Source organism: Thermoanaerobaculia bacterium, from assembly GCA_035260525.1.
Lineage (GTDB): Bacteria > Acidobacteriota > Thermoanaerobaculia > UBA5066 > DATFVB01 > DATFVB01.
In genome coordinates, this window is the sequence record DATFVB010000264.1 from 1 (window position 1) to 14,415 (window position 14,415).

Sequence of the window (14,415 nt, forward strand, 5' to 3'; positions counted from 1 at the left end):
ACCTCTCGCAGAACGCCGAGTTCAAGCAGCGGTTCGAACGGGAAGCGAAGTCCGTCTCCCAGCTCTCGCATCCGCACATCTGCGCCCTCTACGACGTCGGAAACCAGGACGGGACCGAGTACCTCGTGATGGAGCTCCTCGAGGGACAGATCCTTTCGGACCGCCTCTCCCGCGGACCGCTCCCGAGAGAGCAGGTCCTGGAATTCGGAAAGCAGATCGCCGAAGCGCTCGACACGGCCCACCGCCGCTCGCTCGTGCACCGGGACTTGAAGCCGGGCAACGTCATGATCACGCGGTCGGGCGTCAAGCTCCTCGACTTCGGGCTCGCCAAGGCGATCGGGGCTCGGCCGGACGGCGAGGACGTCACGTCCCTTCCGACGGAGAGCGAGCGCCCACTGACGGAGCGCGGCACGATCCTCGGAACCTTTCAGTACATGGCTCCGGAGCAGCTCGAAGGGAAACCGGCGGATGCGCGCACCGATATATTCGCGCTCGGCTGCGTGCTGTACGAAATGGCGACCGGAAAGAAAGCGTTTTCCGGCGCGAGCCGCGCTTCGCTCATCTCCTCGATCATGTCGAGCGAGCCGCCGGCGATCTCCTCGGTCCAGCCGATGACTCCGCCCGCGCTCGACCGCATCGTGCGGACGTGCCTCGCCAAGGACCCCGACGAACGATGGCAATCCGCCCGGGACGTCAAGAGCGAGCTCGCCTGGATCGCCGAGGCCGGCTCGCAGGCGGGAGCGCCCGCCGTCGTCGCCTCGCGCCGCCGGAGCCGCGAGAGAACGGCGTGGCTCGTCGCGGGCGCCGCGGTCCTTGCCGCGGCGGCCGGCTGGTATCGCGTCGCCTCCGCGCCAAAGGAAACGCGGCGCGCGGTCCGGCTCTCTCTCGTCCGGCCGCCGAACGCCGCGTTCGATTTCGCTTCGTCGCTCACCGCTTCCTTCGACGGGAGCCGGATCGTCTTCGTCGGACACCGGAAGGACGACCGGCAGACGCTGTGGGTCCGGCCGATCGGCTCCCTCGAATCGCGCGAGCTCGCGGGGACCGACGGGGCGAGGATGCCTTTCTGGTCGCCGGACGGCCGCTTCATCGCCTTCTTCGCCGACGGCAAGCTGAAGAAGATCGAGGCCGCCGGAGGGCCGCCCGAGGCCCTCGCGGATGCGCCGGCCCCCTCCGGCGGCTCGTGGGGAACCCCGGACACGATCGTGTTCGTGCCCCACGACTACGATGGCCTCTTCCGGGTATCGGCGCGGGGAGGGCCGGTCGAACGAATCACGTCGCTTTCGCCCGGCGACGAGGCGCACCGCTGGCCGGTCGTGCTCCCCGACGGGGATCGCGTTCTCTTCCTCGTCGACGCGAACCAGACCGAGGGGCACTGGATGGCTCTGACGTCGCTCTCCTCGCGAAAGATCACGCACCTGGCGCACGCGATCTCGACGCTCGCCTTCGCCCCTCCCGATCGCGTCCTCTTCGTGAAATCGGGCTCCCTCGTCGCCCAGCGGATCGATCTCGCCGGCGCGAAGATCGCGGGCGATCCGGAGCCGGTCGGCGAGAGCGTTCTCCCGATCGGAGAAAACCACCGTTTCGATTTCAGCGTCTCCACGAGCGGCCTGCTTCTCTACCAGAGCGCCGATCCGAACATGCAGTTCTTCTGGCTCGACCGGTCGGGACGCCGGCTCCAGAGCCTGGGCGGGCCCGGACGCTACGGGCTTTTCGACATCTCGCCCGACGGGAGCCGCACCGCATTCGAGAAGCTGGACGCTGACGGACGGAACGAGAACATCTGGACTCTCGACCTCGCCCGCGGGATCGAGAGCCGCGTGACGTCGGGAAAGGCGGCGGATTTCAGCCCCGTCTGGATGCCCCCCGACGGGCGCACGATCGTCTTCTCGTCGTTGAGGAGCGGCGCAAACGGCGACATCTATTCCACGCCGGCGTCCGGCGGCGCCGAGGACCGGAAGCTCTTCGCGGCGCCGGTCGCGGGAGCGTCGGCCTCCACGGTCTCTCCTGACGGAAAGACCCTCGTGTACGGCACGCGCGCGACGGACACTCGCGATGACCTCTGGACGTTTCCTCTCGGTGGAGGGAAGCCGAGCCCCCTCCGGGTGACGCGGTTCGCCGAAACGGCGGCGCAGTTCTCCCGCGACGGGAAATGGCTGGCGTTCGTCGCGGACGACACGGGCCGCGACGAGGTCTACGTCCGTTCCGCGGCCGATCCTTCCCTCCAGGTCCAGATCTCGACCAACGGAGGGGAAAGGCCGCGCTGGCGGCGCGACGGGAAAGAGATCTATTTCGTGAGCGGCCCGACCGTGATGGCGGCCGCCCTGTCCGCCCGACCCGAGCTCCACGCCGATCCGCCGCGCTCGCTGTTCACCCTGACCGGCATGTTCAGCGACTACGACGTCTCGGCGGACGGCCAGCGCTTTCTCGTGACGGTCCCGCCGCGCGACTCCGCCGAGCCGATCGCCGTCGCCGTCCTCGACTGGATGGAAGGATTGAGGAAACCATGACGCTTGCCGCCGGAACGAAGCTGGGTCCCTATGATCCGCCGTTGCTCGCTGACGCGAGCTATGGCGCGACTTGTCCGCCTTCGCCGACACTTCGGCGGCCAAGGATCCATTCATGACACTTGTGGCGGGAACCCGCCTGGGGCCGTATGAGGTGCTTGCTCCGCTCGGCGCCGGCGGCATGGGCGAGGTCTACCGCGCCAAAGACACGCGGCTCGACCGCGAGGTCGCGGTCAAGGTCCTGCCCGAGCACCTCTCGGCCAACTCCGAGCTCCGGCAGCGATTCGAGCGCGAAGCGAAGGCGATCTCGGCGCTCACCCATCCGCACATCTGCACGCTCCACGACGTCGGCAACCAGGACGGCGTCGAGTACCTCGTCATGGAGCTCCTCGACGGCCAGTCGCTCGCCGAGCGGCTGGAAAACGGCGCGCTGCCTCCCGACCAGGTGATCCGCTACGGCGTCGAGATCGCGGATGCGCTGGAAGCCGCGCACCGGGCGGGGATCGTCCACCGGGACTTGAAGCCCGGCAACGTCATGCTCACCCGTTCGGGCGTCAAGCTCCTCGACTTCGGTCTCGCCAAACACCGCGCGGCGGCCGTCCAGAGCGAGATCTCGCAGCTCTCGTCGCTCCCGACCGAGCTCACCCCTTCGCGTCCGGCCCTGACCGAACAGGGCACGATCATGGGGACCTTCCAGTACATGGCGCCCGAGCAGCTCGAGGGGAAGGAAGCCGACGCGCGCACCGACATCTTCGCCTTCGGCTGCGTGCTCTACGAGATGGCGACGGGAAAGAAGGCGTTCACGGGCAAGAGCCGCGCCTCGATGATCGGGGCGATCCTGCGCGACACACCGGCGCCGATCTCGTCGATCGCGCCGATGACTCCGCCGGCGTTCGACCGGCTCGTTCAGACGTGCCTCGCAAAAGAGCCGGAAGACCGCTTCCAGACCGCGCACGACGTCAAGCTCCAGCTCCAGTGGATCGCCGAGGGTGGCTCGCAGGCGGGAGCGCCGGCCGTCGTCGTGTCGCGGCGGAAGACCCGCGAGAAGATCGCCTGGGCGGCCGCCGCCGTGCTCCTCCTCGGCGTGATCGCTCTGGGCTATGGCTACGTCCGCCGCAAGCCCGCGCCGGCATCCCCCGTCCGCTTCCAGCTCGTGCTTCCCGACGCGCTCTCGGTCGTCGAGGCACCGCGAATCTCGCCGGACGGCAAACTCCTCGCGTTCTCGGCGCGCAGTGTGGATGGAAAGTCGCAGATCTGGCTGCGCCCGCTCGAGGCGCTCGATCCGCGGCCGGTGCCGGGGACCGACGGGGCGTCGTACCGGCCGATCTGGGCGCCCGACAGCCGGCACATCGCCTTCGTCGCCGAGGGGAAGCTCAAGAAGGTCGACATCTCGGGGGCTCCCCCGCAGACGATCTGCGATGCGACGACCGGCGCCGACGGATCCTGGGGAAAGGACGGGACGATCCTCTTCGACGGCCAGGCCTCCGACCCGATCCGCCGCGTCTCGGCGGCGGGAGGACTCCCCCAGACGGCGGTGAAAGGCGAAGGCGGGGCGAGCGTCGGATGGCCGAGCTTCCTCCCGGACGGAAAGCATTTCCTCTATTTCGAATTCGGAGGCGGAACGGGGCAGGGACGCCTGATGGCGGCGAGCCTCGACCCGAAGGAGAAGGCGAGGAAAGTCCTCGACTCCGACTCGCTTGCCCAGTACGCGCTCCCCGGCGACCTGCTCTACGTCAAGGAAGGAACGCTCGTGGCCCAGGCGTTCGACGCGTCCGCCCTGAAGCTGACCGGAGAGCCCGTTCCGATCGCCGAGCGGATGGGGGCGACCGGAAACGGCCTCGCCGATTTCTCGGTTTCCGCCAACGGCGCGCTCGTCTACCGCGGCGGCGTCACGAACGAGGACCGCCTCGCGTGGGTCGACCGGTCCGGAAAGGAGCTCTCGGACGTCGACAAGCCGGCCGCGTACGCGTCGACCGCGCTCTCTCCCGACGGAACGCGCCTGGCGATGGACCTCTCCGATTCGCGATCCGACAAGAGCGACATCTGGATCCGCGACCTCGTCCGCGGCGTGACCTCGCGATTCACGTTCGACCCTGCCAACGAGACCGCTCCCGTCTGGTCGCCGGACGGAAGCCGTCTGGTGTATTCCTCGGACCGCAAGGGCCCTCCGGCTCTCTACGCAAAGGACGCCTCGGGCACGGGACCGGAGACCGAGCTCTGGTCCTGCGGCGAGACGGTGCTCGCCAATGACTGGTCGAGCGATGGGAAGTTCATCCTCGTGAACCGGCTGACGGCGAAGAGTTCCTGGGACATCTGGGTGTATCCGACCGACCGAACGGCCAAGCCATTCCCCTTCGTGCAGGGCGCGTTCACCGAGGTCATTCCGACGTTCTCTCCCGACGGCCGATACGTGACCTACATGTCGAACGAATCGGGCCGGTTCGAGATCTACGTGCAGCAGTTCCCGGGTCCGGGCGGCAAATGGCAGGTCTCGGCGGCGGGCGGCATCGAGCCGCACTGGAGCGCCGACGGGAAGACGATCTATTTCCGGAGTCTCGATGCGAAGATGATGGCGGCATCGGTCGAGGCCGGCGCGACGTTCACCGCGGGCGTCCCGCAGGCCCTCTTCGACGCCCGTCTGCAGCCGGGGAACCGGCGAAACTCCTACCTCGTCACCCGCGACGGGCAGAAGTTCCTCCTGCTGTCCCCGGTCGGCAGGGAAAAGATCGCGCCGATCACGGTGGTGCTGCACTGGCCGGAGACCCTCCACCAATAGATGAAGCTGGCGCGGCGATGCATCGAGCCGGGCGGGCGCGAACAGGCCAGCCGGCGGCTCGACGTAGGTTGCCACTACGCCTTCACCGCCGGCCGTCTATCCGCATCCCGCCGGGCTCGCGCCTTGCCGCGCCTCGTTCGCATCGTCAATTGAGATGCGCGCAAACCAGGATCGTCGCCCCGCGCGCGGCCATACATCGAGCCGGTCCGCCTCCGCTCTGCCGAGCTACGGCGCGATCAGTGGTGAGTTCGCGCGAGCCGTAAGGGCCGGTCGATGGCCTATAGGATCGCGCCGAAGCTTCAGCGAAGGCGGAGCAGGCGCGAACAGGCCAGCCGGCGGCTCGACGTAGGTTGCCGCTACGCCTTCACCGCCGGCCGTCTATCCGCATCCCGCCGGGCTCGCGCCTCGCCGCGCTCGTCGTCCCCCGCATCGAGAAGGCGTCAAAAGCCCTGGTTCCTCGCCTTGTCGTGTACCCGCTGGATTCCTGAACCGGCGAATGCCCGACGCCCTCGCACGCGCCGAACCGAGATAGAATCCCAGCAGTTTTCGCCGCACAACGGGATGAGACACGCCGGGACCCGGGCGGGCAGGCCGGCGGCCGCTGACGGCTCGGGAGCGACATGCTGGCTACGGGATCGCGGCTGGGACCTTACGAAATCCGCTCCCTCCTCGGAGCGGAGAGCCCTCGGTCCCGCCGAAGCCTCGGCGAAGGCGGATTCGGCGCGGCAAGGAAGCTGTCATGACGCTCGCCGCCGGAACGAAGCTCGGTCCGTATGAAGTCATCTCTCCCCTGGGGGCCGGTGGCATGGGCGAGGTCTACCGCGCCAAGGACACGCGTCTCGACCGCGAGGTCGCAATCAAGGTGCTTCCGGAGCATCTCTCGGCCAATTCCGAGCTCCGGCAGCGGTTCGAGCGCGAGGCGAAAGCGATCTCCGCGCTGACGCATCCGCACATCTGCACGCTCCACGACGTCGGCAACCAGGACGGCGTCGAGTACCTCGTCATGGAGTGCATCGAGGGGCAGTCGCTCGCGACGCGGCTCGAGAGCGGGCCGCTCCCGCCCGACCAGGTGATCCGGTACGGAACCGAGATTGCCGACGCGCTCGAAGCCGCGCACCGGCAAGGAATCGTCCACCGGGACTTGAAGCCCGGCAACGTCATGCTGACCCGCTCGGGCGTGAAGCTCCTCGACTTCGGACTGGCCAAGCATCGGGCGGCGGCCGTCCAGAGCGAGATTTCGCAGCTCTCGTCGCTGCCGACCGAGCTGACCCCCTCACGCCCGGCCCTGACCGAGCAGGGGACGATCATGGGGACATTCCAGTACATGGCGCCCGAACAGCTCGAAGGGAAGGACGCCGACGCCCGAAGCGACATCTTCGCGTTCGGATGCGTCCTCTACGAGACGGCGACCGGGCGGAAGGCGTTCTCGGGAAAGAGCCGGGCGTCGCTCATCGGTTCGATCCTGAAGGACCAGCCCGCTCCCATCTCCTCGATCCAGCCGATGACGCCGCCGGCCCTCGACCGGCTCGTCCAGACGTGTCTCGCCAAGGAGCCCGACGACCGGTTCCAGACGGCCCACGACGTCAAGCTCCAGCTCCAGTGGATCGCCGAGGGCGGCTCGCAGGCGGGAGCGCCGGCGGTCGTCGTGGCCCGGCGCCGGAGTCGCGAGAGGACGGCCTGGGCGGTCGCGGCCGCGGCGAGCATGGCGGCGATCGCGCTGGGAATCGGCTTCCTGCGCAGAGCACCCGCGCCGAAGCGCGTCATGCGCTTCGAAATCCCCCAACCGGCCGGACTGACGCTCATGGGCGCCCCGAAGGTCTCGCCGGACGGCCGGAACGTCGCCTTCGTCGGAACCGATGCGCAGGGGAAGAGCGAGCTCTGGCTGCGTTCGTTCGATGCATTGACGGCGCGCCCGATCGCCGGCACCGAGGGTGTGACGACGCTCGTGCGTCCCTTCTGGTCCCCCGACAGCCGCTTCGTCGGCTACTTCGTCGGCGACAAGCTGATGAAGATTCCGCTCGACGGTGGCCCGCCCCAGAAGATCTGCGACAGCCCGACCCTCGGCGACGGTACGTGGAGCGAGGATGGAACGATCCTCTTCGACGGCACGGCCGGCGATCCGATCCGGCGTGTGGCCGCGGACGGCGGAATTCCCAAGGTCGAGGTCGCGACAAACATCAAGGGCCTGACCGGCGTCGGCTGGCCGCAATTCCTTCCGGGCGGAAGGCGATTCCTCCTCATCAACAACGGCGGCAAGGAGGCCGACAACGGCGTCTGGATCGCCGAGCTCGGCGGCGGCGGGCTCCACCGGGTAGTGAGCGGCCTCTCCCGCGTCGAGTTCGCTCCGCCCGACGAACTGCTGTTCGTAAGGGAAAACACGCTCGTCGCACAGAGGATCGATCCCTCTTCGGGAAAACTGCGCGGGGATCCGATCCCCGTTGCGGAAGGCGTTGGAATCCAGAACGCCGGGCAGGCGGACTTCTCGGCGTCCCGGAACGGCGTGCTCGTCTATCGGGCCGGGCAGTCGGAAGAGAATCGGCTCGCCTGGATCGATGTTTCGAACGGACACAGCGACGCGGGAGCCGACCTCGGAACCGGCCGAAACCCCGCGCTCTCTCCCGACGGGCGATGGCTCGCCGTCGACCGGGCCGAGGGGAAGAGCCAGGACATCTGGCTGCGCGACCTGAAGCGAGGCGTGAGCTCGCGATTCACGACGGACCCAAAGCCCGAATACGCTCCGCTCTTCACGCCGGACGGAAAGAGCCTCCTCTACTCCCGCGATGAGGGAGGCGGCCGATGGGCGATCGTCTCGCGATCCCTCGATTCGCCTGACGAAAAGATCCTCGTTCCTGCGGCCCCGACGCAGCTCACGCTGGCGATTTCGCCGGACGGAAAGAGTCTGCTCTACCAGTCCATCAAGGGGACCGTGGGCACGCTGGCGTTCGGGCTATTCGTCACCGATCTCGCGGCCGGCGGTCCCGGAAAGGCCTACTCTCCCTCGTCGTTCGGCGAGCTCGGAGGAACGTTCTCTCCGGATGGCGGGTGGATCGCCTATTCGTCCAACGAGTCGGGCCGATTCGAGGTCTACGTCCAGGCGTTCCCCGAGCCGGGCCGGAAGTGGCAGATCTCCACCGATGGAGGCGGCTCACCGATCTGGGCGCCCGATGGACACGGTCTGTACTACGTCGCCGCGGATCGCAAACTGATGCGGGTCGACGTCAAGACCGCGCCCGGGTTCGACGCGGGCGTTCCACAGGCGCTCTTTCCGATTGCCCTCGCGCCCGGCCGAGCGCGGAACAAGATCCTCATCTCGCCCGACGGAAAGCGGCTGTTGATCATGGGATCGGCCAACGCGGGCGCCTCGACACCGATGACCGTGGTCTTGGACTGGAACGCGGCGGTGCGAAAATAGGCGCACGGAGTCGATGACGCTCGCATCCGGCGACCGCCTCGGTCCCTACGAGATCCTCTCTCCGCTGGGCGCCGGAGGCATGGGAGAGGTGTACCGGGCGAAGGACACCAAGCTCCAGCGCGCCGTCGCGGTCAAGGTGCTGCCCGAATCCCTCGCCGCCGATCCGGAGCGCCTCGCGCGATTCGAGCGCGAGGCCCGCGTCCTCGCTTCGTTGAACCACCCGAGCATCGCGGCGATCTACGGCGTCGAGGACTCGACGTCCGTCAAGGCTCTCGTTCTCGAGCTCGTCGAAGGACCGACGCTCCAGGACCGGATCGAAGCCGGGCCGATCCCGGTCGAGGAGGCGCTCCCGATCGCCCGCCAGATCGCGGAAGCGCTCGAGGCCGCGCACGAGAAGGGGATCGTCCACCGGGATCTCAAGCCCGCCAATGTCAAGGTCGATCACGACGGCAAGGTGAAGGTCCTCGACTTCGGACTCGCGAAGGCCCTCGATCCGGCCGCCTCGTCTTCCTCGCCCGACCTCTCGCACTCACCGACGCTCTCGATCGGAACGCAGGCGGGAATGATCCTCGGCACCGCCGCGTACATGAGTCCCGAGCAGGCGCGCGGAAAGACCGCCGACCGCCGGGCCGACGTCTGGGCGCTCGGCGTCGTGCTGTGGGAGATGCTGACCGGCCGGCGGCTGTTCGCCGGGGAGACCGTCTCCGACACGCTCGCCGCCGTCCTGCGGCAGGAGATCGACTGGAGCGCTCTCCCCGAAGACGCCCCTCCGGCCGTGCGGAAGCTCCTCGTCCGCTGCCTCGAACGTGATCCACGAAATCGCCTCCACGACGCCGCCGACGCGCGGATCGAGCTCGACGAGGCCGGCGGGACGGAGCCGGAGGCCGCCGGCGCGTCGCCGGGACCGCGGCGGCCGTCTCGGACGGTCTGGCTCCCCTGGGCGATCGCGGCAGCCGCACTCTCCGTCGGGGCCGTCGCGATCTGGAAGGCTCGAGCTTCCCGTCCCGAGGTCGCGCGGCTCTCGATCGCCCTCCCCGCCGGCGTCGCCCTCGACACCGACACGCCGGTCCAGGCGCAGATCCTCGCCATCTCTCGCGACGGCAGGCGCGTCGCCTTCCGCGGCCGGACCCGGGATGGCGCCATGCTCTACCTGCGTTTCCTCGACGGAAGCGAGGCGGCGCCGATCCGCGGAACCGACGACGGCTTCGATCCCGTCTTCTCTCCCGACGGGGAATCGCTCGCGTTCTGCGCGGGCGGAAAGCTCCGAAGGGTCGCCGCGGTGGGGGGCCCGGCCGTCGATCTCGCCGAAGACGGCGGATGCCGCGGCGCGGCGTGGGGCCGCGACGGCACCATCGTCTTTTCGCCGACCGTGAATTCGGGACTCTGGACCGTGCCGGGTTCCGGCGGGCCGCCGAAGCCGCTCACGACGCTCGACGTCGCCGCCGGGGAGAGGAGCCATCGGTGGCCGGAACTATCGCCGGACGGCGAGACCGTCTTCTTCACGGTCGGGACGCAGGACAAGCCGGGAGACTACGACGACTCCCGGATCGACGCCGTTCCGATCCACGGGGGGAAGCGGCGCCTCGTCTACCGGGGAGCGAGCACGATCCGGAGTCTCGGAGGGAACGACTATCTCCTCGTGCACGCCCGCGATCTTCTGCGCGCCCACGCCGGCACCGGCGGCGAGATCCGCGAAGCGGCGGCGCCCGTCCTCCACGGGGTGGGCGGCGACCTCCGGAGCGGCGTCGCGTTCGCGGCGGCGGCGGGCGACGGCACGCTCGCGGCGGTCGTCGGCGTCACGGCGCACGACATCGACGAAATCGTCACGATCGACCGGGCGGGAAAGGTTTCTCCGACTCCGATCCCGCCGGGACGCTACGACAGTCTCGCCGTGTCTCCCGACGGCCGCCGCCTCGCGATCGGAGAAGGCCCCGGCGGGGGCAGCAGCACCGACGTCTGGGTCGCCGACCTCGCCGACGGCAACACGCTTCAGCTCACCTCGGACGGGAAGGCCGGCTCGGTGCGGTGGATGCGGGACGGGCTCTCGCTCGTCTATTCGACGACGGCGGGCTCGGATCTTGTCCGGGTCCCCGCCGACGGGAGAGCCGCCCCCGAGCCCCTCTGCCGGTTCGCCGAATCGGTCCCGATCTCCGTCGATTCGTTCAGCCCGGACGGCTCGGTGCTCCTCGTCACGCGGTTCGGGCTCGCCGGGCACCGCGCCGACGTCGACGCGGTCGCGATCGCGGGCCTTCACTCGGTCACCCCTCTCCTCGGGACCCCCGCGCCCGAGATGAACGCCGCGATCTCTCCCGACGGGCGCCGGATCGCTTACACCGCGGACTACGGCCGGGGCGAGCAGATTTACGTCCAGGGGTACCCCACGCTCGCGGGACGCTGGCAGGTTTCGCGCGACGGCGGGAGCCATGCGCACTGGTCGACCGACGGAAAGGAGCTTTTCTTCATCTCCGGTTACACGATGATGGCGGTGCCGGTCCGGACGGCCCCGGCGTTCTCCTACGGGGAGCCGAAACCGCTCTTCACGATCGAGAATCCCGCGGGGTCCGAGTACGCGAGCAATTACGACCTCTCCGCCGACGGAAAGCGCTTCTATCTCATCCGAAAGAAGAAGTCCGCCGGGGACACCGGAGCGCGGATCGACGTCGTTCTCCATGCGACCGACGGACCGCAGGAGGTCGCGCGGTGACGAACCCGGCACGCCGGATCGCGAGAAGCTTCGCGGAGACGGGGAATCGCGAATGATCGCCGCCGGAACGAAGCTCGGCCCGTACGAAATCGTCTCCCCGATCGCGGCCGGGGGTATGGGAGAGGTCTACAAGGCCCGCGACGCGAAGCTCGGCCGCTTCGTCGCGGTGAAGGTCCTCCCCGAGGCGCTCGCCAGGGACGCCGACGCGCTCGCCCGCTTCGAACGCGAGGCGCATGCCGTCGCCGCGCTGAATCACCCGAACATCCTGTCGATCCACGATTTCGGAACGGAAGGCGGCGTCGCATACGCCGTCATGGAGCTCCTCGAGGGGGAGACCCTCCGCGACGGCCTCGCCGGCGGTCCCCTCCCTCTTCGGCAGGCGATCGAAGTCTCCCGTCAGATCTGCGCCGGGCTCGCCGCCGCGCACGCGAAGGGGATCGTCCACCGGGACCTCAAGCCCGACAATGTCTTCGTCACCAACGACGGGCGCGTCAAGATTCTCGACTTCGGCCTCGCGAAACCCGCGGTCAACCGCGCGACCCCCGCCGACGAGACACATTCCCCGACGGTCTCCGCCTTCACCGAGCCGGGAACGGTGATGGGCACGGTCGGCTACATGTCGCCGGAGCAGGTGAAGGGACTCGCCGTCGACGATCGCTCGGATCTCTTCTCGTTCGGGGCCGTCCTCTACGAGATGCTCTCCGGAAAGCGTGCGTTTCAGCGGGAAACGGCCGCCGAAACGATGACCGCCGTGCTCCGCGAGGACCCGCAGGAGCTCGACGTTTCCGGGACGCGGATTCCGTTCGCGCTCGATCGGATCGTCCGGCACTGTCTCGAGAAGAAGCCGGCGCAGAGATTCCAGTCGGCGAGCGACATCGCGTTCGCGATCGAGAGCGCATCGGCGCCCGCCTCCGGCGCCGTCGCCGCCGCGCCGCCGGAGCGGCGCCGAGGACGCGTTCTCGCCGTCGCCGCCGCGCTCGTCGCCGCGGCCCTCGCCGGCTGGCTCGGATCCTCCGCCCTGCGGAAGCCCCCGGCGGCAGGTCCGGCGCTCGCGGGCGTCGCGCGGTTCAGCCACGATCCCGGAATTTCCGAGTGGCCCACGTGGTCTCCGGACGGGGCGCTCCTCGCCTTCGCGTCGAACCGGAGCGGCAATTTCGAGATCTACGTGCGCCGCGTCGACGGCGGACACGAGATCGACGTCACGAACGACCCGGGCGAGGACTTCCAGCCCGCCTTCTCCCCCGACGGGAACTCGATCGCGTTCGTCTCCACGCGCTCGTCGCGGACCGGCATGATCCGCACCGGCGCCGCGTTCGGGTTCCAGTTCCGCGTTTTCGGCGGGGATCTCTGGGTCGTGCCGTCGCTCGGGGGCCAGGCGCGCCGGCTCGCCGCGGACGCAAATGCGCCGGCGTGGGACTCCTCGGGCAAGCGCATCGCGTACGTCAGCGGCCCGGAGTCGCACCGGTCGATCCTCGAGATTCCGGTCGACGGAGGCGCGCCCCGAACGATCCTCGCGTCCGCCCAGTCGAGGTACGAGATCACCCGCATCCATTACTCGCCGGATGGACGCTGGATCAGCTTCGAGACGGCTCCCGACGGCGCGCTCTTCGCCGTTTCCGCGGCGGGCGGCGCCGCGCCCCGCTTCCTCCTCCCGCGGGCCGCGAGCCACGCGTGGGACGCGAAGAACGGCCGGATCGTCTACCTCAACCAGGAGCCGTCGGGAGGCACCCGTGTCGAGACGGTTGCGGTCTCGGACGGAAAGGTCGCCGGGCGGCCGGTCCCGATCGCGGTGATGACCGGGATCCTCCGTGACACTGCGATCGCCGCCGACGGGCGCCGCATCGCGATCGCCGAGCTCGAGGGCTCGCTCAATCTGACACTTCTTCCGATGAAGCCCGACGGGAGCGGCCCTTCCGGTCCGGAGGAGCCCCTCGACACCGGGCACGTACTCGATCGCTACCCGGCCGTTTCTCCCGACGGACGGAAGATCGCGTACGACAGCGACCGGCTCGGATCGGAAGACCTCTGGATCTACGATCGCGATGCGAAGCGGTCGGAGAGAATCGAGCTTCCCGGAAAAGACCTCGGCGTCAACGAGCCGCACTGGTCCCCCGACGGAAAACGGATCGCGGTCACCCGCATGGTGGAGCGGACGGGAAAGGGCGCCGTGTGGTCGGTATCGCCGGACGGGAGCCAGGCCGACGAGTTGACGACTCTCGAGACTCTGTTCGCGAATTCGGGGCCGTTCTCGCCCGACGGCCGGGAGATTCTCTTCACCAACCGGGGAGGCGGGTGGGATCAGGTCTTCGCGTTCCGATTCGGAGACAAGAGCCTTCGGCAGATCACCCGATCGCCTTCGGACAAGTACGACGGCGCCTGGTCGCCCGACGGGCGCTGGATCGCGGTGGAGGAAGCCGCCGGCGAGAAGTACCGGCTCCTCCGCGTTTCGTCGGACGGCAAGGACACGAAGGTCCTCGTCTCCTCCGACGAGCGCCTGCGGCACTCTTTCGTCTCTCCCGACGGCCGATGGGTCTTCTACCAGCCGAGCCACCGGAACATCTGGAGGGTGCCGTCCGACGGCGGTACGCCGCAGCAGGTGACCCGTTTCCCGGAATCCGGCCTGTTCCTGGAGGAGCCCAGCATGGCGCCGGACGGCAGCTTTCTCGTGTATTCGAAATCCAACGGCGGGTCCTCGCTCTGGCTGCTGACGCTCGCGGCGGAGAGCTCACCGAAATGACGCTCGCCGCCGGAGCCCGGCTCGGACCCTACGAGATCCTCGCGCCGCTGGGCACCGGCGGCATGGGCGAGGTCTACAAGGCGAAGGACACGAAGCTCAACCGCTTCGTCGCGATCAAGGTCCTCCCCGAGTCGCTCGCCAACGATTCTGACGCGCTCGCGCGCTTCGAGCGCGAAGCGCACGCGGTCGCGGCGTTGAATCACCCGAACATCCTGGCAATCCACGACTTCGGGACGGACGGTGGGGTCGCCTACGCCGTCATGGAGCTCCTGGAAGGAGAAA

General features: G+C 68.9%; 6 protein-coding genes. All 6 read left to right on the plus strand.

Annotation, left to right across the window (positions count from 1 at the left end):
• Window positions 1–2,507 (plus strand): protein kinase (locus VKH46_12785; protein HKB71713.1); only part of this gene is annotated, 2,507 nt, incomplete at its 5' end.
• Window positions 2,508–2,619: 112 nt separating this feature from the next.
• Entirely contained in the window at window positions 2,620–5,280 is a 2,661-nt protein-coding gene (locus VKH46_12790) for a protein kinase (protein HKB71714.1), read from the plus strand.
• Between the two features lie 739 nt (window positions 5,281–6,019).
• On the plus strand, window positions 6,020–8,692 hold the full coding sequence (locus VKH46_12795) for a protein kinase (GenBank protein ID HKB71715.1): 2,673 nt from the start codon (window positions 6,020–6,022) through the stop codon (window positions 8,690–8,692).
• A 13-nt stretch (window positions 8,693–8,705) separates the two neighbouring features.
• Window positions 8,706–11,396, plus strand: a complete 2,691-nt coding sequence (locus VKH46_12800) for a protein kinase (GenBank protein HKB71716.1) — start codon at window positions 8,706–8,708, stop codon at window positions 11,394–11,396.
• Window positions 11,397–11,448: 52 nt separating this feature from the next.
• Window positions 11,449–14,133 carry a protein kinase gene (locus VKH46_12805; protein HKB71717.1) on the plus strand — a complete coding sequence of 895 codons (2,685 nt, stop codon included), beginning with the start codon at window positions 11,449–11,451 and terminating at the stop codon, window positions 14,131–14,133.
• Window positions 14,130–14,415, plus strand: a 286-nt coding sequence (locus tag VKH46_12810) for a protein kinase (protein HKB71718.1), incomplete at its 3' end; no start/stop codon positions are given. The genes VKH46_12805 and VKH46_12810, both read left to right, overlap by 4 nt.

Bases quoted from the DNA above. Each gene is read 5' to 3' on its own strand.
- VKH46_12790 (HKB71714.1), top strand. From the start codon at position 2,620: ATGACACTTGTGGCGGGAACCCGCCTGGGGCCGTATGAGGTGCTTGCT.
- VKH46_12795 (HKB71715.1), top strand. From the start codon at position 6,020: ATGACGCTCGCCGCCGGAACGAAGCTCGGTCCGTATGAAGTCATCTCT.
- VKH46_12800 (HKB71716.1), top strand. From the start codon at position 8,706: ATGACGCTCGCATCCGGCGACCGCCTCGGTCCCTACGAGATCCTCTCT.
- VKH46_12805 (HKB71717.1), top strand. From the start codon at position 11,449: ATGATCGCCGCCGGAACGAAGCTCGGCCCGTACGAAATCGTCTCCCCG.